15 protein-coding genes are annotated in these 20544 nt (G+C 64.4%); 13 read left to right on the top strand and 2 right to left on the bottom strand.

Annotated features, from left to right (window positions below; genetic code table 11):
* Positions 1-44: 44 nt before the first annotated feature.
* From lpdA to HALZIN_RS0111695, 4 genes are all read left to right on the top strand, one after another.
* On the top strand, positions 45-1484 hold the full coding sequence (gene lpdA, locus HALZIN_RS0111715) for a dihydrolipoyl dehydrogenase (RefSeq protein WP_031384397.1): 1440 nt from the start codon (positions 45-47) through the stop codon (positions 1482-1484).
* A gap of 142 nt (positions 1485-1626) precedes the next feature.
* Positions 1627-2793: an ADP-forming succinate--CoA ligase subunit beta gene (gene sucC / locus HALZIN_RS0111710; protein ID WP_031384396.1), complete on the top strand. Its 1167-nt coding sequence runs from the start codon at positions 1627-1629 to the stop codon at positions 2791-2793.
* Positions 2793-3665, top strand: a complete 873-nt coding sequence (gene sucD, locus HALZIN_RS0111705) for a succinate--CoA ligase subunit alpha (RefSeq protein ID WP_031384395.1) — start codon at positions 2793-2795, stop codon at positions 3663-3665. Before sucC ends, sucD begins: the two co-directional genes overlap by 1 nt.
* A 368-nt stretch (positions 3666-4033) precedes the next feature.
* On the top strand, positions 4034-5284 hold the full coding sequence (locus HALZIN_RS0111695; RefSeq protein ID WP_051907493.1) for an O-antigen ligase family protein: 1251 nt from the start codon (positions 4034-4036) through the stop codon (positions 5282-5284).
* A gap of 235 nt (positions 5285-5519) precedes the next feature.
* Here HALZIN_RS0111695 and HALZIN_RS0111690 read toward each other — a convergent pair whose 3' ends face one another.
* On the bottom strand, positions 5520-7457 hold the full coding sequence (locus HALZIN_RS0111690) for an exoribonuclease II (RefSeq protein ID WP_031384393.1): 1938 nt from the start codon (positions 7455-7457) through the stop codon (positions 5520-5522).
* Between the two features lie 313 nt (positions 7458-7770).
* Here HALZIN_RS0111690 and HALZIN_RS0111685 point away from each other — a divergent pair, with 313 nt between their 5' ends.
* The 6 genes from HALZIN_RS0111685 to HALZIN_RS16890 all read left to right on the top strand — a co-directional run bounded on the left by HALZIN_RS0111685 (position 7771) and on the right by HALZIN_RS16890 (position 14233).
* The gene (locus tag HALZIN_RS0111685) at positions 7771-8511 is read left to right on the top strand and encodes a GntR family transcriptional regulator (protein WP_031384392.1); all 741 of its coding nucleotides are present in this window, start codon (positions 7771-7773) and stop codon (positions 8509-8511) included.
* Between the two features lie 12 nt (positions 8512-8523).
* The gene (nagA, locus tag HALZIN_RS18425) at positions 8524-10719 is read left to right on the top strand and encodes an N-acetylglucosamine-6-phosphate deacetylase (RefSeq protein WP_236254987.1); all 2196 of its coding nucleotides are present in this window, start codon (positions 8524-8526) and stop codon (positions 10717-10719) included.
* A 61-nt stretch (positions 10720-10780) separates the two neighbouring features.
* Positions 10781-11404 carry a glucose PTS transporter subunit IIA gene (locus HALZIN_RS0111670; RefSeq protein WP_031384391.1) on the top strand — a complete coding sequence of 208 codons (624 nt, stop codon included), beginning with the start codon at positions 10781-10783 and terminating at the stop codon, positions 11402-11404.
* An 83-nt stretch (positions 11405-11487) separates the two neighbouring features.
* Entirely contained in the window at positions 11488-11901 is a 414-nt protein-coding gene (locus tag HALZIN_RS0111665; protein ID WP_031384390.1) for a PTS transporter subunit EIIC, read from the top strand.
* 26 nt (positions 11902-11927) lie between these two features.
* Entirely contained in the window at positions 11928-12137 is a 210-nt protein-coding gene (locus HALZIN_RS18700; RefSeq protein WP_031384389.1) for a PTS sugar transporter subunit IIB, read from the top strand.
* Between the two features lie 539 nt (positions 12138-12676).
* Positions 12677-14233 (top strand): OFA family MFS transporter, encoded by a 1557-nt coding sequence (locus HALZIN_RS16890; RefSeq protein WP_236254986.1) that lies wholly within the window; start codon positions 12677-12679, stop codon positions 14231-14233.
* Positions 14234-14285: 52 nt separating this feature from the next.
* Here HALZIN_RS16890 and HALZIN_RS0111650 read toward each other — a convergent pair whose 3' ends face one another.
* Positions 14286-15365 carry a substrate-binding domain-containing protein gene (locus tag HALZIN_RS0111650; RefSeq protein ID WP_031384388.1) on the bottom strand — a complete coding sequence of 360 codons (1080 nt, stop codon included), beginning with the start codon at positions 15363-15365 and terminating at the stop codon, positions 14286-14288.
* A gap of 207 nt (positions 15366-15572) precedes the next feature.
* Here HALZIN_RS0111650 and HALZIN_RS0111645 point away from each other — a divergent pair, with 207 nt between their 5' ends.
* Genes HALZIN_RS0111645 through fdhF form a run of 3 tightly spaced genes read left to right on the top strand, consistent with a single transcriptional unit; the run spans position 15573 to position 20517 of the window.
* A complete protein-coding gene (locus tag HALZIN_RS0111645; RefSeq protein ID WP_031384387.1) occupies positions 15573-16079 on the top strand; it encodes a formate dehydrogenase subunit gamma in 507 nt (168 codons plus the stop codon).
* Entirely contained in the window at positions 16079-17635 is a 1557-nt protein-coding gene (locus HALZIN_RS0111640) for a formate dehydrogenase beta subunit (RefSeq protein WP_031384386.1), read from the top strand. Before HALZIN_RS0111645 ends, HALZIN_RS0111640 begins: the two co-directional genes overlap by 1 nt.
* The gene (fdhF, locus tag HALZIN_RS0111635; protein ID WP_031384385.1) at positions 17629-20517 is read left to right on the top strand and encodes a formate dehydrogenase subunit alpha; all 2889 of its coding nucleotides are present in this window, start codon (positions 17629-17631) and stop codon (positions 20515-20517) included. Before HALZIN_RS0111640 ends, fdhF begins: the two co-directional genes overlap by 7 nt.
* The last annotated feature ends 27 nt before the right edge of the window (positions 20518-20544 follow it).

Genomic DNA, 20544 nt, shown 5'->3' with positions numbered 1-20544 from the left:
CCGCCAATCTTCGGAAAGAACCGTAGACCGAACAGGAAGAGTACATGGCCGATAAATTTGATGTGATCGTCATCGGCGCGGGACCCGGGGGCTATGTCGCCGCCATCCGCGCCGCCCAACTGGGCCTCAAGACCGCCTGTGTCGAGAAGTGGGTCAACAAGGAAGGCAAGACCGTGCATGGCGGTACCTGCCTGAATGTGGGCTGCATTCCCTCCAAGGCGCTGCTCGAGACTTCGCACAAGTTCGTCGAGGCCCGCGACCATTACGCCGAGATCGGCATCGAAGTGGGCGATGTGTCCGCCAACATCGCCAAGATGCTCGAGTTCAAGGAAAGCGTCGTTACCAAGAACGTCGGCGGCATCAGCGCGCTGTTCAAGGCCAATGGCGTGACGGCGCTGGAAGGCACCGGCAAGGTGCTTTCCAACAGCAAGGTCGAAGTCACCGGCAAGGACGGCGGCAAGCAAACCTACGAGGCCGACAACATCATCATCGCTTCCGGCTCCGTACCGGTCGAGATTCCCCCGACGCCACTGACCGAGGGGCTGATCGTCGATTCCGCCGGGGCGCTGGAATTCACCGAGGCGCCCAAGCGCCTGGGCGTGATCGGGGCCGGGGTCATCGGCCTCGAGCTGGGCAGCGTGTGGAGCCGCATGGGCAGCGAAGTCACCATGCTCGAGGCAATGGACAGTTTTCTGCCGATGGTCGATCAGGCGATCGCCAAGGAAACCCAGAAACTGCTCGGCAAGCAGGGGCTGGACATCAAGCTGGGGGCGCGCGTCACCGGCTCCGAGGTCAAGGACGATGAAGTCGTCGTCAAGTACACCGACAGCGAGGGCGAGCAGCAACAGACCTTCGACAAGGTGATCGTCTGTGTCGGCCGTCGCCCCTACACCCAGGGCATCCTCGACGACGACGCCGGGGTCAAGCTCGACGAGCGCGGCTTCATCTTCGTCGACGACCAGTGCCGCACCAGCGTGCCGGGCGTCTATGCCATCGGCGACTGCGTGCGCGGCCAGATGCTCGCTCACAAGGCCTCCGAAGAGGGCGTGATGGTGGCCGACATCATTGCCGGTCACAAGGCCGAGATAAATTACGAGGCCATCCCGTGCGTCATCTACACGGCACCCGAAGTCGCCTGGGTCGGCATGAACGAGCAGCAGGCCAAGGCCGAAGGCATCGAGATCAAGACCGGCTCCTTCCCGTTCTCGGCCAATGGCCGGGCGCTCGCCAACAACGCGCCCGAGGGCATGGCCAAGGTGATCGCGGATGCCGAAACCGACCGCATCCTGGGCGTGCATATCGTCAGTCAGCACGCCGGCGAGCTGATCGCCCAGGGTGTGATCGCCATGGAGTTCGGCTCCAGCGCCGAAGATCTGGCATTGACCTGCTATGCGCACCCGACCACCGCGGAAGCGATCCATGAAGCCGCGCTGGCGGTGAGTGGCCACGCGATTCACATGGCCAATCGCAAGAAGCGCAAGTAAGCAGATCGCCAGCTGCAACAGGCGTCTGGCTCTTTAAAGACGCGTCGTCCCGGCAATCGTCGGGCGAAAAGGGGCGGCCCGGTCACTCCTGGCGAGCGACCGGGCCGCCATTCGAGTCACATGCAACCAATGGCATGACACGATGAACCTTCATGAATATCAAGGCAAACAGCTGTTTGCCGATTACGGTTTGCCAGTGTCCAAAGGCTTCGCCGTGGACACCCCCAAGGAAGCTGCTGACGCATGCAAGAAGATCGGCGGCGACAAGTGGGTCGTCAAGGCTCAGGTCCACGCCGGTGGCCGCGGCAAGGCCGGCGGCGTCAAGCTGATCAAGAGCCCGGAAGAAGCCCAGGCCTTTGCCGAGCAGTGGCTGGGCAAGAATCTGGTGACGTACCAGACCGACGAGAAAGGTCAGCCGGTCGCCAAGATCCTGGTCGAGAATCTCACCGATATCGCCACCGAGCTGTACCTGGGCGCTGTCGTCGACCGTGGCACCCAGCGCGTGGTGTTCATGGCCTCCACCGAGGGCGGCGTCGAGATCGAGAAGGTCGCCGAGCAAACCCCCGAGAAGATCCTCAAGGCCGAGATCGATCCGCTGGTCGGTGCGCAGCCGTATCAGGCCCGCGAACTGGCTTTTGCGCTGGGTCTCAAGGGTGACCAGATCAAGCAGTTCACCAAGATCTTTCTGGGCCTGTCCAAGCTGTTTCATGACAAGGATCTGGCGCTGCTCGAGATCAATCCGCTGGTGATCACCGAGGAAGGCAACCTGCACTGCCTGGATGCCAAGATCAATCTCGATGGCAACGCCCTCTATCGTCACCCCGATCTGCAGGCGATGCGCGATCCTTCCCAGGAGGACGAGCGCGAAGCCAATGCCCAGAAGTGGGAACTCAACTACGTGGCGCTCGACGGCAACATCGGTTGCATGGTCAATGGTGCCGGTCTGGCCATGGGCACCATGGATATCATCAAGCTCAGCGGCGGCCAGCCGGCGAACTTCCTGGACGTCGGCGGCGGTGCGACCAAGGAGCGGGTTGCCGAAGCGTTCAAGATCATTCTCTCCGATACCTCCGTGAAGGCCGTTCTGGTCAACATCTTCGGTGGCATCGTGCGCTGCGACATGATTGCCGAGGGCATCATCGGTGCCGTCGAGCAGGTCGGGGTCAACGTGCCTGTCGTCGTGCGTCTCGAGGGCAACAACGCCGAGCTGGGTGCCGAGAAGCTGGCCTCCAGCGGACTGAACATCATCGCTGCTAAAAGCCTGACCGACGCGGCCCAGCAAGTCGTCAAAGCAGCGGAGGGCAAGTAATGAGTATTCTGATCGACAAGAACACCAAGGTCATCTGCCAGGGCTTTACCGGTGGCCAGGGGACCTTCCACTCCGAACAGGCGATTGCCTACGGCACCCAGATGGTCGGCGGCGTGACGCCGGGCAAGGGCGGCCAGGAGCATCTGGGTCTGCCGGTGTTCAACACCGTCAGGGAAGCCGTCGACAAGACCGGCGCCGAGGCCTCGGTCATCTACGTCCCGGCGCCGTTCTGCAAGGATTCGATCCTCGAGGCCGCCAATGCCGGCATCAAGCTGATCGTGTGCATCACCGAAGGCATTCCCACACTCGACATGCTCGACGTCAAGGTCAAATGTGACGAGTTGGGCGTGCGTCTGATCGGGCCGAACTGCCCCGGTGTCATCACCCCGGGAGAGACCAAGATCGGCATCATGCCGGGGCACATCCATCAGCCGGGCCGGGTGGGTATCGTGTCGCGCTCGGGCACACTGACCTACGAAGCGGTCAAGCAGACGACGGATCATGGCTTCGGTCAGTCCAGCTGCGTGGGTATCGGCGGCGACCCGATTCCGGGCTCCAACTTCATCGACATTCTCGAGCTGTTCGAGAAGGACCCGCAGACCGAAGCGATCGTCATGATCGGCGAAATCGGTGGCACTGCCGAAGAAGAGGCGGCGGCTTATATCAAGGCCAATGTCAGCAAGCCGGTCGTGGCCTACATCGCCGGTGTGACGGCGCCTCCGGGCAAGCGCATGGGGCATGCCGGGGCGATCATTGCCGGTGGCAAGGGTACGGCGGACGAGAAGTTCGCGGCGCTCGAAGCTGCAGGCGTCAAGACCGTGCGCTCGCTGGCCGAAATCGGCGATGCACTCAAGGAAGCCACCGGCTGGTAAGTCTGGCCTCCCATGAGTCGCAAGGGCGTCCATTGGGCGCCCTTTTTCATTGCGGTGTGCAAAGTTCCCCGGCTGGCCACGATCAAGCAGTGCGACTGCAGCTAACTGATCGATCATGGCCGTGTCGTCGATGTCGGTCGCTATGAAGCGTTGCTGCTGCATAATGATATCTTCAAGCGAATGGCCGCCCATGCGTGATGGGTCACAAGGAAGCCTGCCTGCAGGTGTATGGGCGGCGGAAAGGGAGCTCTGGGGCCGATATGAATCTGAGCGTAACGCGACACCACGATCAGTTCCTCGGGGGAACTGCCAAGCCTGGGATGTCGTCCAGGCGTGGCTCCGGAGGGCTGTGGTCGGCGATTAATACCATGCTGAGCGTTGCTTTCATCGCCTTGCTGATCGTCTGGCAGTGGGGGTTCGCCGTGTTGCCCGTGGCGGCTGCGCTGACGGCATCGGTGGGGTTCATCGCGACGCTCGGCCGTTGCCTGGCCCGGCTGGATCGTGAGGATGGTTTGCTGCTGCTGGCATTGCTGGTTTTTTCCGGCGTCTGGCTCGCCGATGTGTCGCGTAGCGGCGTATGGCCGCTGCCACAAGGTGGCGATGGAGGCTGGTTGCCATTGTGGCCGTTGTTGGCGGCGGGTCTGTTGGTCTGGTTACGCGGTTATCCGCCGAGCCAGCGTGGCTGGTTGCTCGGGCTGCTCGCCGCCAGCTTGGGCGCGGGGCTGATCGCCGGTTATGAGCGCGGCTGGGTGGGGCTGCCCCGCGCCAACAATTCAATGAATGCCATCCCCTTCGGCAATCTTGCATTGCTGTTTGGCGTCCTGTCGCTGGTTGCCATGCTCGGTCGGCTGGGCAGCAGTCGGTGTCGGGCTCGCTGGCTGACCGTATTGCTCGGCGTGGCGGCTTGTGCGGGGCTTGCCGCTTCATTGCTGTCGGGTACGCGAGGCGGCTGGATCGCCTTGCCATTGTTGAGCTGGCTGCTCTATCGTAACTTTCGGCCACTCTTGCCTGCGCGCTTCTTATGGGCGGCTTTCGGGGTGCTGGGCGGGCTGCTGATCTTGGCGGTATGCCTGCCGCAGACCGGCGTCGCCGCTCGGCTGCTGCTGGCCGTGGATAATGTTCGGGGGTATTACATGGCGGGTGAGACCGCTACCTCGTTGGGGTTGCGCCTGGAAATGTGGCGTGGCGGACTTGCGCTGTTCACCGACAGGCCCGTTACCGGGTGGGGCGAGGGTGGGCTCGAGGCTGCGCGCGATGCGCTTGTCGCGGCCGGCGAACTGAGTCGCGGTGTCAGCGACTACGACCAGTTGCACAGCGATTTCATCGATACGGCCGCTCGCCGTGGCACGCTGGGCGTTATCAGCCTGGTGGGCCTGTACGGCGTGCCCCTGTTGCTGTTCTCTCGTCATCTGCGCTCCGCCAGGCGGGCCTGGCAGCGCACGCTGGCGCTTTCCGGCGTTGTCATCGTTGCCGCCTTCATCGATTTCGGTCTCAGTCAGTCGTTACTACGCGATCCGCGTGGGTTGGCCGGTTACCTGGGGCTATGCATTATCTGTTGGGCGTTGCTGAAAGCCGAGACGAGCCCGAGATCCACGGTGTCGGCGCTGGAGTCCCCGTGACGGTGCGTAGTGCCATGGATGGCGCCTGGCCATGTCGGAGACTCAGGAATACCGCCATGGCGAGCTGTTGAGCATCCCCTCGCGAGCCGCGCTCATACGGTGGAGCCCGAAGAGACGCCCTGAACAGCGTGGGCAGGCGCGATACAAAAACGGCGGACATCTTTCGATGTCCGCCGTTTTCGTTGTACACGGTTTTTTTTGCACCACCGCGCTGGATTGCAGCGCCGGGCGTCGTTCAGTCGGCCGGGCGCGCCACCAGCGAGCGCGTTTCCTCGCGGGCTTCGGTCAAGACCACCTTGAGTGGATCGCCCAGCTTGTAGCGCTCCTCGTCAGCGATGCAAATGCGGCCTTCCTTGTCGTCGATCGCCACCTTGTCGCGTTCGCTGTGCATCAGCGGTGCCGGCACGAAGGCCGTCGCGCCGTTGGCGGTCAGGCGCACGCGCATGCCGCCGCGGTTGATGTTGATGATCTCGGCATCGAAGGTGCGTTGTTCCCGGGCGGCCGGGGTCAGGTAGCGCACATACAGCCAGTCCTTGACGTCGCGCTCGGCCATGCGATTCAGCCTGCGGCGCTCGGTGAGCTGTTCGGTCAACGCTTCGCTGGCCTCGGCCGGCGCCTGTTCGCCCTTGAGCACGCCCTTGATCAACCGATGGTTGACCATGTCGCCGTACTTGCGGATCGGCGAGGTCCAGGTGGCGTAGGCGGCCAGCCCCAGGCCGAAGTGCGGACCGGGCTGGGCCGACATGCTGGTGAAGCCCTGGAAACGCCGCAGGCGAGCATCCAGCCAGGCATCGTCGCGGCTTTCCAGCGCGCGCTTGAGTTCGCGATAGCGCGGCAGTTCGGTGAGCGCCTCGCGTTTGATCTCGATCTGCTGGCCGGCGAGGAACTCGAGCGCGGCATCGGCCTTTTCGGGCTCGAAGGCGCGGTGCACGTTGAAGATGCCATGGCCGACCTTGGCGGCGAGCAGATCCGCGCAGCAGGCGTTGGCGGCGATCATCGACTCCTCGATCATGCGATTGGCGATGCGTCGGCCCTCGATGCGCACGTCGAGCACATTGCCGGCGTCGTCCAGATCGAAGACGTAATCGGGGCGATCCTTGAACACCAACGCATGCTCGGCGCGCCAGGCACTGCGCGCTTCGGTCAGCGCCTCAAGGGTCTTGAGCTGTTCGCCGATGCCGGCCTCGGGCGTCCACTCGCCCTGGCCTTCGAGCCAGTCGGAGACCTTGTCGTAGATCAGCCGCGCATGCGAGCGCACGTGGGCGGCGAAGAACCGGTACTCGCCGAGGCTGCCGTCGGCGTTGACGTCCAGCGTGCAGGCCAGGGTCGGGCGCGTTTCGCCTTCCTTCAGCGAACACAGGTCGTCGGCCAGCACCTCGGGCAGCATGGTCACGTTCTGGCCCGGCAGGTAGACCGTGAAGGCGCGGGTCTGCGCCTCGAGATCCGCGGCATGGCCCTCGGCGACATAAGCGGTGGGGTCGGCGATCGCCACCCACAGCCGCCAGCCGCCTGGGCACGTCTCGACATGCAGCGCATCGTCCATGTCGCGGGTCTTCTCGCCGTCGATGGTGAAGAACGCGCGCGCGGTGAGATCCTCGCGCTCGAGTCCTTCGTCGGCCAGCGGCCATTCGTCGCCGGCTTCCGGCGAGGCCTGTTCGAGGGCGTGGCGGGCCAGCGTCACCCGCCAGGGTACTGCCGGGTCGTCCTGCCTGGCGATCAATTCCTCGATCTGGCTGAAGAAGGCGCGATCGTCGGGCTTGAGCGGATGGCGCACCAATCGGGCGACGACCCAGTCGCCATCGGCGATGCTGTCCTCGTCGAGGCTGCGCTTGATGCGCGCCTTGAAGGCGTTGCTGATCGAGGGATGATCGGGAATCACCGCGAGTCGCCCGTCGCGGTTTTGCACGCGGGCGATGAAACGGTCCAGCCCCGCTTCGATCAGGCGTTCCGGCTCCACCGACTTCTTGTCGCCGTCCTCCTTGATGATCGCCTCGACACGGTCGCCATGGACCACTTGCTTCATGGCGGGCGGCGGCACGAAGTAGGACTCGCCGCTGTCGGTTTCGAGGAAGCCGAAACCGCGATCGGTGGCCTTGATGACACCCTCGGCGCGCGGGGTGGTGTCACGGATCTGTTGCTTGAGCTGCGAAAGCAGCGCGTTGTTCTGCAGCATGGGGGCGTCGGTACAGTTGGCGGGAACGAGCAGCCACTATACGGATTCGGGCCGCCGCCGCCAATCGTCGCACGGCTCTCGTGCTCTCAGCCCAAGGCAGCAGCGAGCGCTCGCGCCTTCCCTCCGGCAATGCAATTGACGCCGAACGAGATCGGCGTTGGGCGAAATGCAGCAGCGCATGGGCGCGCTGGCGAGAGACGCGGTTGTAGCTGCCTCGTCAAAGCACCAATATAAGGCCAATTGGTATTTGACTGGTATTTAACAGGATCTATAGTGGTTATTAACCAGGATCAACGATCATCGCGGAGAAATCATGGATCCCCGTTTTGCCCGGATCACCCTCGATCCCGATATGGCCACGCCGCTCTATCACCAGCTGGCGCGGCAACTCGGCGACGCCATCGAGGCGGGGGCCTGGCTGGCCGGCGAGGCACTGCCATCGGAGCGGACACTTGCCGAGACGCTGGAAATTTCACGCATCACCGCCCGCAAGGCGCTCGAAAGGCTCGCCGGGCAGGGCTTGATTCGGCGCACCCACGGTTCGGGAACGTTCATCGCGCCGCGCTTCAATCAGCCATTGACGAAATTGACGAGCTTTTCCGAGCTGCTTGCCCAGCGCGGCTTCACGCCGCGCTCGCGTTGGCTGTCGCGGCGCCTCGAGGCGCCGAGCACCGAGGAGGCGCTGCGCCTGGGCTTGCGTGGCGACGCCCGGGTGGCCCGGCTCAAGCGACTGCGCCTGGCCGACGACGTGGTGATGGCGGTGGAGGAGAGCTGCCTGCCGGAAGCGGTATTGCCCGAGCCGGAAGGCGTCGAGCGCTCGCTCTACGCGACATTGGAAGCGCGCGGCAAGGCGGTGGAGCGCGCCTTGCAGCACCTCACCGCGGTCAATGCCGACGCCGAGCTCGCCGCGCTGGCGGAAGTGCCCGAGGGCCAGGCGCTGCTCAAGGTCACCCGGCTGGGCTATCTCGCCGATGGCAGCCCGGCCGAGCTCACCGTCACTTACTGCCGCACTGATTACTACGACTTCATGGTCGAGCTGTATCGGGCTCGATAAAAAGGTAAGCCAATGCGTTACGGCAACATCCTCACCCCCGAAGGCTGGCGTCTGGGCGAGATTCACTGGCGCTATGGCCGCATCGTCGGGATCGACGGCGCGCCGACGGTCCCGGCGGACAACGACGCGCCCTACGTACTGCCCGGTTTCGTCGACCTGCACGTACATGGTGGCGGCGGCGCCGACACCATGGAGGGGGGCGAGGCGGTGGCGACGCTAGCACGCACCCATGCGCGCTTCGGCACCACCAGCCTGCTGGCCACCACCATGACCGCCACCGCTGCCGAGGTGCGCCGGGTGCTCGGCGAGATCGGTACGCTGATAAAAGCGCCCCCCGGCGAGGGCGCACGAATCCTCGGCGTGCATCTCGAGGGCCCCTACATCAATCCCGGCAAGCTCGGCGCCCAGCCGCTCCATGCCCGGCCCGGCGAGATCGACGAGATCGACGAGATCGACGAACTGTGCGAGTTGGCACCGATCCGCCTGGTCACGCTGGCCCCCGAACTATCCGGCCATTACGCGCTGATTCGTCACCTGAGCGAGCGCGGCGTGCGCGTGCAGCTCGGCCACACCCTGGGCAGCTACGAGCAGGGTGTGGCGGCGATGGAGCACGGCGCCTGCGGCTTCACCCATCTCTATAACGCCATGACGGGGTTGCATCACCGCCACCCGGGCATGGTCGGTGCGGCCCTGGCGCACGCCGACTTCGCCGAGTTGATCCCCGATCTGCTGCACGTTCATCCCGGGGCGATTCGCGTCGCGCTCAGAAGCATTCCGCGGCTCTACGCGGTCACCGACTCGACCGCCGCCGCCGGCATGCCCGATGGCGAGTACCGGCTCGGTGAGCAGGCGGTCACCAAGTGCCTGGGCGGGGTGCGCCTCGCCGACGGCACGCTCGCTGGCAGCACCCTGACCATGGATCAGGCGCTGCGCAACCTGGTCGCCATCGGCCTGCCGCTGGACGAGGCCAGCGCGCGGGTATCGCGCCATCCCGCCGACTTTCTCGGCCTGCACGACCGCGGCCGGCTGGCCGGCGGCTGTCATGCCGATCTGGTGGTGCTCGATCGTGAACTGGCGGTCGAGGCGGTCTACGTCGAGGGCCGGCGCGTCGGTCATGGCACCGGGCCCGATCCTCCCGCAGGTTCTTCAGCAAGCTCTTCAGCCATTCCCCCCCGGAGACGACTCATGAGTTCGATGATGCTCAGCGAAGCGCGCAACGCCCCCGAGCGCATCGCCGGCCAACTGACCCGCAACGCCGAACCGCTGGCCGAACTCGGCGAGTGGCTGCGCCAGCGCGATCCGCACGGCGTGGTCACCGTGGCGCGCGGCAGTTCCGATCATGCCGCCAGTTATTTCGGCTATCTGTGCATGCAGAGCCGCGGCATACCGGTGGCCTCGTTGCCGCCGTCGCTGACCACCCTGGCGCGGGCGCCCTGGAAGCTCGACGGTCAACTGGCGCTGGCGATCTCGCAGTCCGGTCAGAGCCCCGACCTGATCGAGACCCAGAAGGCGCTGGCCGCCGGCGGGGCGCAGACGCTGGCGTTGGTCAACACACCGCGCTCGCCGCTGGGCGAGGTCAGCGATCGCGAGATTCCGCTGTATGCCGGCGAAGAGCGCAGCGTCGCCGCGACCAAGAGCTACCTGGCCACGCTGTCGGCCTGTGCCCAGTTGCTCGGGCACTGGAACGGTGATCGTGAATTGCTCGCCGCCCTCGAGGCGCTGCCTGAACGGCTGCACGCGGCGGCCGAGCAGGATTGGTCGCCGGCCATCGAAGCGCTGCGCGATGCCGACCGGCTGATGGTGGTGGGCCGTGGCACCGGGCTGGCGATTGCCCAGGAGGCGGCGCTCAAGTTCAAGGAGACCTGCGCCATCCAGGCCGAGCCGTTCAGCGGCGCCGAGGTCAAGCATGGCCCGATGGCCTTGATCGGCCCCGGCTATCGGGTGCTGGTGTTCGCCCCGCCGGGGCCCGAACAGGCCGGTCTGCTTGAACTCGCCGAGTGGCTGAAAAGCGTCGGCGCACGGGTCCTGCTGGCCGCCGACGAAAGCGTCGCCCAGCGCGAGCTGACGCTCGCCGATGCCGGCCATGCCGCGCTGCAGCCGCTTGCGGTGATCCAGAGCTTCTACGTCATGGCCGCCGGGCTAGCCGCGGCGCGTGGCAGCGACCCCGATCAGCCGCGCCACCTGAAGAAGGTGACCCGTACCCGCTGAGCGCTTTCCGATTCCATTTCACGACAATCGCTCTCTCGACAACAACGACGCCGGAGGCAACATGGCTTCATCATTCGACATTCAGGCACCGGTGGATGGCGTGCTCGTCGCCCTCGATGCGGTGCCCGACCCGGTCTTCGCCGAAGGTACCCTCGGCGACGGTCTGGCCATCGACCCGCTGGGCGATACCCTGCACGCGCCGTGTGCCGGGGAAGTCGTGCAGTGCGCGCGTACCGCTCATGCGGTGACGATTCGCAGCGCAGAGGGTATCGAGCTGCTGGTTCACCTGGGGCTGGATACCGTCAATCTCGACGGTGCGGGTCTTAAGTTGCTGGTCGAGGTCGGCCAGCTACTCGAGGCCGGCGAGCCTTTGCTGCGTTTCGACGCCGACCGTGTCGCCCGGCAGGTGATGAGTCTGATCACCCCGCTGGTCGTTGCCGAGCCGGCCGGCTGGAAGCTGGCGCCCTTCGGCGCGCAGCGCAGCGGTGAAACGGTGCGCCGCGGCGAAGTGATCATGCGCCTCGAGGCGCCGGCAGAGACGACGACCGAGTCGTCCGGCGAGGGCACGTCCGCGATGGCGGGGCCCCAGGCCACCCGTGAGGTGACCCTGGCGTTGGCGGCCGGGCTGCATGCGCGGCCCGCGGCGCGGCTCAAGGCCTGGCTGGACGCGCCGGTCGTCGCCTGATTCGCCACTGTCACTTTCGATAACAGTCACTTTCGACAATAACAACGCCCGGAGGAAGATCATCATGCAACTCGACATCATGGGTGGCCTGCAGAAGCTGGGTCGCCGGCCTGCTGCTGCGCTTGGGTCAGCCTGACCTGCTCGACATCGCCTTCATCGCCGATGCCGGCAACGCGATCTTCGCCAATCTGGCGCTGATCTTCGCCATCGGCCTGGCGGTGGGTTTCGCCAACGACAGCAACGGCGCCGCGCTGCTCACCGGGCTGTCGATGGTGATCATGAACCTGCTCAACGTCAAATTGGGCTTTACCTTCTCGGCGGGCGCTTTCGACTATGCGCTGTCCTATGGGCTATCGACCAACGGCTGGCTGATGATCCCGGTGGGGCTTTGCTATTTCGCGCTGTATTACGCGGTGTTCCGCTGGGCGATTGCGCGCTTGATCTGCCGACGCCGGGGCGCGAACCGGAAACCGCGGGTGCCGCCAGCGCCCCGGTAGACGCCGGTGAGCGCGGTCCGGCCTTCGTGCGCGCGTTGGGCGGGGCCGCCAACCTGACCAGCGTGGGCGCCTGCACCACCCGCCTGCGGCTGCGCCTGGCCGATGTCGCGAATCTCGATGAGGCGGCCCTCAGGGCGTTGGGCGCGCAGGGTATCCAGCGCATCGAAGGTGGGCTGGTTCACGTAGTGCTTGGCGAGAGGGCAGAACGCGTCGCCGGCGGGGTGGCTCCACACTGAACGAGACGGCGGCGTTAGGCCGCCATACCCGAGAACGCCGAATCTTCATTGATTATTTTCGGCCATATGCATTATCAATCATAATACCTTTCGCTAGTTGCGCTGGTAATGCCATTAACTGCGATCATGGCTGTGAAGCAAATCGAGAGCGCGCTTCACTTATGCAGACTGGTTCATAAAAACAATGAGTAGTGCCATGACTTTCAACATTGCATGTCCTGTGAGCAAGACAACGGCGTCGCATCCTTCCTATGCCAATGACCCGCTGAACATCGTCAGTGAATGGCCTGAGCTCGTATGGGGCGTGAACCATACGTGTTGCGGCGTCGACTGCCTTTCCGGGCGGAACCGGTCGATCAATCCCCATGCCCAAGGCGTACCCCGGGCATGAGTTAATGCCTGGCTAATCGATAGTCACAATAAACAAGAGGACGACTCATGGACGGTATTTCGAGAGGCGATGCGCGGACATCGTCGGCAAGGGGCGATGTCGGTTTCTTTGCCCGCGAGCGCACGATAGCAGGGCCGAACTTCAACCGTTGGTCGGTTCCTCCGGCGGCCCTGGCGATCCATCTGTGTATCGGCATGGCCTACGGTTTTTCGGTGTTCTGGCTGCCGATGAGCAACGAGATTGCCAATGCACCGGCCAGCTGCACCAATATCGGCTTGATGCAGGCGCTGACGACGACCACTTGCAACTGGTCGGTGGCCCAGTGACCTACATATTCGGGATCTTCATCGCCATGCTGGGTGTCTCCGCTGCAATCTGGGGCGCATGGCTGGAGCATGCCGGGCCTCGCAAGGCCGGCTGCATCGCGGCACTGTGCTGGGGCGGCGGCATGATCGTCGGCGGCATTGGCGTGATGGTGCATCAGCTGTGGCTGGTCTACCTGGGGGCGGGTGTCCTCGGAGGCATTGGTCAGGGCCTGGGCTACATCACACCGGTATCCACGCTGATCAAGTGGTTCCCGGATCGACGCGGCATGGCCACCGGCTTCGCCATCATGGGCTACGGCGGCGGTGCGATGGTCGGCGCTCCGCTCGCCGTGTTGCTGATGAGTTACTATTCCTCGGATGGTGGCACCGGCGTCGCCATGACGCTGATCACCATGGGCGTCATCTACACCATCGTCATGGCCAGCGGCGCCATCGGCTTTCGTGTTCCGCCCAACGGTTGGCACCCCAAAGGTTGGCAGCCTTCGCAAGACGCCAAATCCAATGCCATGATCACGAAAGGTCACGTTCATCTCAATCGGGCCTGGAAGACCAAGCAGTTCTGGTTGATATGGGGCGTGCTGTTTTTGAACGTGACCGCCGGTATCGCGGTGATCTCCATGGCCAGCCCCATGCTGCAGGACGTATTCGGCGGTGCCCTGGTCGGTATCGAAGATACGCAAGCTGGGCTCACTGCAGCGCAGAAGGCGGCCGTGGTGGCTGCCGCAGCCGGCCTGGTGGGGCTGATCAGCCTGTTCAACAGTGTCGGCCGGCTGTTCTGGGCGTCGCTGTCCGACAAGATCGGCCGCAAGAATACCTATTACTGCTTCTTCGTTATCGGCATTGTCATGTACTCTCTGCTGCCCACTTGGGGGCAACTGGGCATGGCGGGCATGTTCGTCATTTCCATCTGCATCATTCTCAGTATGTACGGCGGTGGCTTTGCCACGGTGCCGGCTTATCTGGCCGATATTTTCGGCACGCAGATGGTCGGTGCGATCCATGGGCGATTGCTGACGGCCTGGACCGCCGCCGGCCTGATAGGTCCGTTGATCATTGCCGCCCTGCGCGAAGCTCAGTTGAAAGCGGGCGTGGAGCCCGCCCTGGTCTACGATCGAACCCTCTACATCATGGCCGGTTTGCTGTTCCTGGGGCTGATCTGCAATGCACTGGTACGGCCGGTGAAGGAATCCGATCGGATGAGCGCCGAGGAAGTGGCGCACGAGCGTTCCCTGCAGCATGACGACAGCGTCTCGGGTAGCGCCGAAACTGCGGCGCGGGGCAAGTTCGGTGTCGGTGGCGTGCTGGCCTGGCTGGGTGTGGGCGTACCGTTCTTGATCGGGCTATACATTGCGCTGGCCAAGGCGGCGGCGCTGTTTTAAGAGGCGACTGGCTTAAGAGGATAGGCCGAGCGCGCGGCTGGCGCTCGGTCGCTTATTGCCGGTCGCCACCGAGCAGTTCGGCGAAGGTGCATATCTCGCCGCAGCGATCCGGTGCATAGCCCGGCAGCTTGTCGATCTCCGCCAGGAATTCCGGCGATGCCATCAGCGAAAGTAACTGCCGGATATTGTGCTGCCGGAGACGCTCCTCTTGACACACCAGCAGGTAATGTTCAGTGGCCAGATCGAGGAATTCGAGGCCGAACTGGGCGGCGGCGGCCGCGACGCCGAAACCGGCATCGGCCATTCCGGCGGCGACATAGGCGGCCACCGCGGTGTGGGTGAACTCCTCGCGCTCGGCGCCGTGGAGCTGGCGTTCGGTGATGCCGCATTCATCGAGCAACAGCTTGAACAGGATACGCGTCCCGGAATGCCGATTGCGGTTGATTAAGCGGACACCCGGTCTGGTGAGGTCCTGCAGCCCGGTGATGGCCCCGCGGCTGTCGCTGCGAATGATCAGCCCTTGCCTGCGGGTGACGAAGCGGATCACCCGTAGATTGTTCAGGTCGAACTGGTGCTTGTAGATCGCCATGACCTGATCGGCCAACCGCGGGCAGGCCGGGAAATGGAAACTGGCAAGGTCGGATTCGCCCGATGCCAGCGCGCGCAAGGCCTCCGTGGGATTGGTGTATTGCAGATCCAGTTCGACCCGGTCCGAGAAATCCGGCAGCAGTGCCACCGCGTAGCCATGGCTGGCATGCAGGCGCAGCACGGGGTGAGCGCCGGCGAGCAGTTGCTGGAGCTGGATGTTGAGTTCGGAGGCCATGCTGTCGATCTGTGGCCCCAGGCGCGCCTTGATTCGCTGCTCGGACCACAACAGTGTCTCCCCGAGGGGCGAAAGCTGAGTGCCGTGGCCCTTGCGCTTTACCGCCAGCGGCACGCCGAAAAAGTCATTGCCGCGCTTGAGAAGGTTCCAGGCGTGACGATAGGAGATGCCCGTCTGCTGTGCCGCCAAGGTCAGTTTTCCACTATCGTGCACGCTTTTCAGCAAGCGAAAGAGCGCCGGGTCTAGCAGCTCGTCGGTTTCGGTCTTGAACAACCAGGCAGGGGAGGCATGCAGTTTTTTTCTATGCATTGTCTTTCATATTTATGGGGCCGTTGCGGCGTGCTATGTTCAGTAAACAGCCTATTTAAACTGCAATAATTAAGCAAGATTGTTCATGGGTAACATAGGCATTGAAACAGTCGCTCAGCGACATGCGAATGACGCGACCGGCAATCCGCGCCTACCCTGGGCAATGTTTCATTGCATTACAATAATCAGCTTGATGAGAGCCTAGCCATGACGCCTTCCGGCAAACGCCAGCCGCAGGCGTGGACCCACGAGTCGCTTCAGCGGGAAGTCGATGCGCTGAAGGACGAGCCCGGGGCCATGCTGCCGATACTCCACGCGATCCAGGACCGCTGCGGCTACATTCCCGAAGCGGCCGTGCCGATCATTGCCGAAACGTTGCGCCATACCCGCGCCGAGGTCCACGGCATCATCAGTTTCTATCATCACTTCCGCAGCCACCCGGTGGGCAGCCACGTGGTGCAGGTGTGTCGTGCCGAAGCCTGCCAGTCCGTGGGCAGCCGTCAGCTCGAAGCCCACGTCAAGCAGCAGCTGGGCGTGGATTATCACCAGACAAGCCGTGACAACGAATTCACCCTGGAGCCGGTGTACTGCCTGGGCAACTGCGCCTGCGGCCCGTCGATCCGCGTGGACGATGAGATCCACGGGCGGGTCACCGCCGAGAAGTTCGATCGCCTGGTGGACCGGCTCACCACCTCGATCCTGGAGGTGCAGTGATGACCGTGACTGTCTATGTGCCCCGCGACACCACCGCCCTGGCCCTGGGTGCCGACGAGGTGGCCGCGCTGATCGCGCAGGCGGCAACGCGCCGCGAGCGGGATATCAAGCTGGTTCGCAACGGTTCCCGCGGGCTGTTCTGGCTGGAGCCGATGGTCGAGGTCGAGACGGCACAAGGCCGTGTCGCCTATGGCCCGGTGGAGCCGGACGATGTCGCCGGCCTGGTCGAAGCGGGCCTGTTCGATGGCGGGGCGGAACATCCGCTGGCCCGGGGGCTGACCGATGAAATCCCCTATCTGAAGCGCCAGCAACGCCTGACCTTCTCGCGCATCGGCATCACCGATCCGCTCTCCATCGACGATTACCGGGCTCACCGCGGTTTCGCCGGGCTGGAAAAAGCCCTGACCATGCAATCCCAGGCGATCGTCGATGAGGTCAAAGGCTCCGGCCTGCGCGGACGCGGCGGCGCGGCCTTTCCCACCGGCATCAAGTGGCAGACCGTCCACGACGAACCCGAAGGCCGGAAATATATCGTCTGCAACGCGGACGAGGGCGACTCCGGCACCTTCGCCGATCGGCTGGCGATGGAGTGCGACCCCTACATGCTGATCGAGGGCATGACCATCGCCGGCCTGGCGGTGGGCGCCACCCAGGGTTACATCTATCTACGCTCGGAATACCCACTCGCCCACAGAGTCGTCAACGAAGCTCTCCGGCGGGCCTACGCGGCCGGCTATCTGGGCAACGATATCCGCGGTAGCGGCAAGCATTTCGAGCTGGAAGTGCGCCTCGGCGCCGGCGCCTATATCTGCGGCGAGGAAACCTCCCTGCTCGACAGCCTGGAAGGCAAGCGCGGTATGGTGCGCGCCAAGCCGCCACTGCCCGCCATCCAGGGCCTGTTCGGCCGACCCACGGTGGTCAACAATGTGCTGTCGCTGGCGGCGGTGCCGTTCATCCTCGACCGGGGCGGCCAGGCCTACGCCGATTACGGCATGGGCAAATCCCGTGGCACCCTGGCCCTGCAACTGGCCGGCAACGTCAAGCGCGGCGGGCTGGTGGAGCTGGCCTTCGGCACTACCCTGCGTGAGCTGATGGAAGATTTCGGTGGGGGCACCGCGAGCGAACGCCCGTTGCGTGCGGTGCAGGTCGGCGGTCCGCTGTGCGCCTACCTGCCCGAAAGCCAGTGGGACCTGCCGCTCGACTACGAAGCCTTCGCCGAAGTCGGTGCAGGGGTCGGCCACGGCGGCGTGGTGATGTCCGACGACAGCGTGGACATGGGCGAGCAGGCCCGCTTCGCCATGGAGTTCTGTAGCGTCGAGTCCTGCGGCAAGTGCACGCCCTGCCGCATTGGCGCGGTGCGCGGTGTGGAAGTGATCGACCGCATTCGCGCCGACGACGACCGCGCCGCGAATCTCGAACTGCTTTCCGATCTCTGCGACACCATGGTGGCCGGTTCGCTGTGCGCCATGGGCGGAATGACGCCATTCCCGGTGCAGAGCGTACTCAAACATTTCCCGGACGACCTGACCCGCTCCCGTGGAGGTTCGCCATGCTGAATTATTTCGATCCCAACAAAGACGCTTTCTCCCAGGATCTGGGCACGCCGGCCCGGCTCTCCGAGCAACATATCGCCCTGACCATCGACGGGACGGAGATCAGCGTCCCGGAGGGAACCTCCGTGCTGCGCGCGGCGGCCCTGGCGGGTATCACCATTCCCAAGCTGTGCGCCTCCGACAACCTGGAAGCGTTCGGTTCCTGCCGGCTGTGCGCGGTGGAGGTCGAGGGCCGGCGCGGCTATCCGGCCTCCTGCACCACGCCGGTAGCGGAGGGCATGAATGTCACCACCCAGAACGGCAAGCTGGCCAAGCTGCGCCGCAACATCATGGAGCTGTACATCTCCGATCATCCGCTGGACTGCCTGACCTGCCCGGCCAATGGCGACTGCGAACTGCAGGACATGGCCGGTGCGGTGGGCCTGCGGGAGGTGCGCTACGGCTTCGACGGTGCGAATCACCTGGACGCGGAAACCGACGCCTCCAACCCCTATTTCAGCTTCGACCCCAGCAAGTGCATCGTCTGTTCGCGCTGCGTACGCGCCTGTGAGGAGGTCCAGGGCACCTTTGCCCTGACCATCGACGGTCGCGGCTTCGACTCCAAGGTCGCTGCCGGGCAGAACGAAGACTTCATGGACTCGGAGTGCGTGTCCTGCGGGGCCTGCGTGCAGGCCTGCCCGACCTCGACGCTGATGGAAAAGAGCGTGATCGATCAGGGTGTGCCCGAGCACAGCGTGGTCACCACCTGCGCCTACTGCGGCGTGGGTTGCTCGTTCGAGGCGCAGATGAAGGGCGATCAACTGGTGCGCATGGTGCCCTACAAGGGCGGCGACGCCAACCATGGGCACTCCTGCGTGAAGGGGCGCTTCGCGTTCGGCTATGCCACCCACAAGGATCGCATCACCGAGCCGATGATCCGCGAATCCATCGATCAGCCCTGGCGCGCCGTATCCTGGGAAGAGGCGATCGAATTCTCCGCCAAGCGCCTCAAAGATACCCAGGCCAAATACGGGCGCGAGAGTATCGGCGGCATCACCTCGTCGCGCTGCACCAACGAGGAGACCTACCTGGTGCAGAAGCTGATCCGCGCCGGCTTCGGCAACAACAACACCGACACCTGCGCCCGGGTATGCCATTCGCCCACCGGCTTCGGTTTGAAAACCACCTTGGGCGAGTCCGCCGGCACGCAGACCTTCGACTCGGTGATGAAGGCGGACACCATGCTGGTGATTGGCGCCAATCCGACCGATGCCCATCCAGTCTTTGCCTCCCAGATGCGTCGTCGATTACGCCAGGGCGCCACGCTGATCGTCGCCGACCCGCGCCGCATCGATCTGCTCAAGACGCCCCATGGCGGCAAGGGCATGCACCTGGCCCTGAAACCCGGCACCAACGTGGCGCTCATCAATTCGCTGGCCCATGTGGTGGTCGCCGAAGGCCTGGAAGACCAGGATTTCATCGAGAAGCGTTGCGAGACCGAGGCCTACCAGGCCTGGCGCAGTTTCATCAGCGAGGCACGCAACTCACCGGAAGCGCTGGAAGCCGAAACCGGCGTGCCCGCCGAGCAGGTCCGCGAAGCGGCCCGCGCCTATGCCACCGCCGGCAACGGCGCCATCTACTACGGCCTGGGCGTGACCGAGCACAGCCAGGGCTCGACCATGGTGATGGGCATCGCCAACCTGGCCATGGCCACCGGCAATCTCGGCCGCGAGGGCGTGGGCGTCAACCCGTTGCGCGGCCAGAACAACGTGCAGGGCTCCTGCGACATGGGTTCCTTCCCCCACGAACTGCCGGGCTATCAGCATGTGGCCGACCCGGCGGTGCGCCAGCGTTTCGAGGCGGTCTGGAAGGTCAGGATCGACGACGAACCGGGTCTGCGCATCCCCAACATGTTCGACGCGGCGATTGCCGGTACCTTCAGGGCGCTGTACGTGCAGGGTGAGGATATCGCCCAATCCGATCCCAATACCCAGCATGTGGAAAGCGCACTCACTTCGCTGGATTGCCTGATCGTGCAGGATATCTTCCTCAACGAGACCGCCAAGTACGCCCATGTGCTGCTGCCGGGCTCCACCTTCCTGGAAAAGAACGGCACCTTCACCAACGCCGAGCGCCGCATCAACCGCGTACGCAAGGTCATGGCACCGGTAGCCGGCAAGGAGGATTGGGAGGTGACCCAGGAGCTGGCCAACGCCTTGGGCTATCCGATGAACTACAGCCATCCCTCCGAGATCATGGACGAGATCGCCCAGTTGACCCCGACGTTCACCGGGGTCAGCTACGCCAAGCTGGATGAATTGGGCAGCATCCAGTGGCCATGCAACGAGGCGCACCCCAACGGCACGCCGACCATGCACGAAGTGGACTTTCCCATCGGCAAGGGCCATTTCGCGATCACCGACTATGTGGCCACCGAAGAGCGTACCAACCGGCGCTATCCGCTGCTGCTCACCACCGGGCGGATCCTCAGTCAATACAACGTCGGGGCCCAGACCCGGCGCACCGAGAACAGCCGGTGGCATGAAGAGGACGTGCTGGAGATCCATCCCAGCGACGCCGAGCTGCGCGGCATTCGCGAGGGCGACTGGCTGGGCGTGTCCAGCCGCGTGGGGCAGACCGTGTTGCGCTGCAAGATCAGCGAACGCATGCAGCCGGGGGTGGTTTACACCACCTTCCACCATCCGGGCAGCGGCGCCAACGTGATTACCACCGACAACTCCGACTGGGCCACCAACTGTCCCGAGTACAAGGTCACCGCGGTGCAGGTGGAGACCGTGTCGCAGCCGTCGCAATGGCAGAAGCAGTTCCGGCATTTCGACGAGCGCCAGCAGGCCCATCTCGGACTCGGACTGTCAGCCGAGCCCGCCGTCACCACGCTCAAGTGACCTCACTCAGGATTCGCCGCAGGGAGA

Source organism: Halomonas zincidurans B6, assembly GCF_000731955.1.
GTDB classification, from domain to species: Bacteria; Pseudomonadota; Gammaproteobacteria; order Pseudomonadales; family Halomonadaceae; genus Modicisalibacter; species Modicisalibacter zincidurans.
This window is presented reverse-complemented; position numbering and strand designations above follow the sequence as displayed.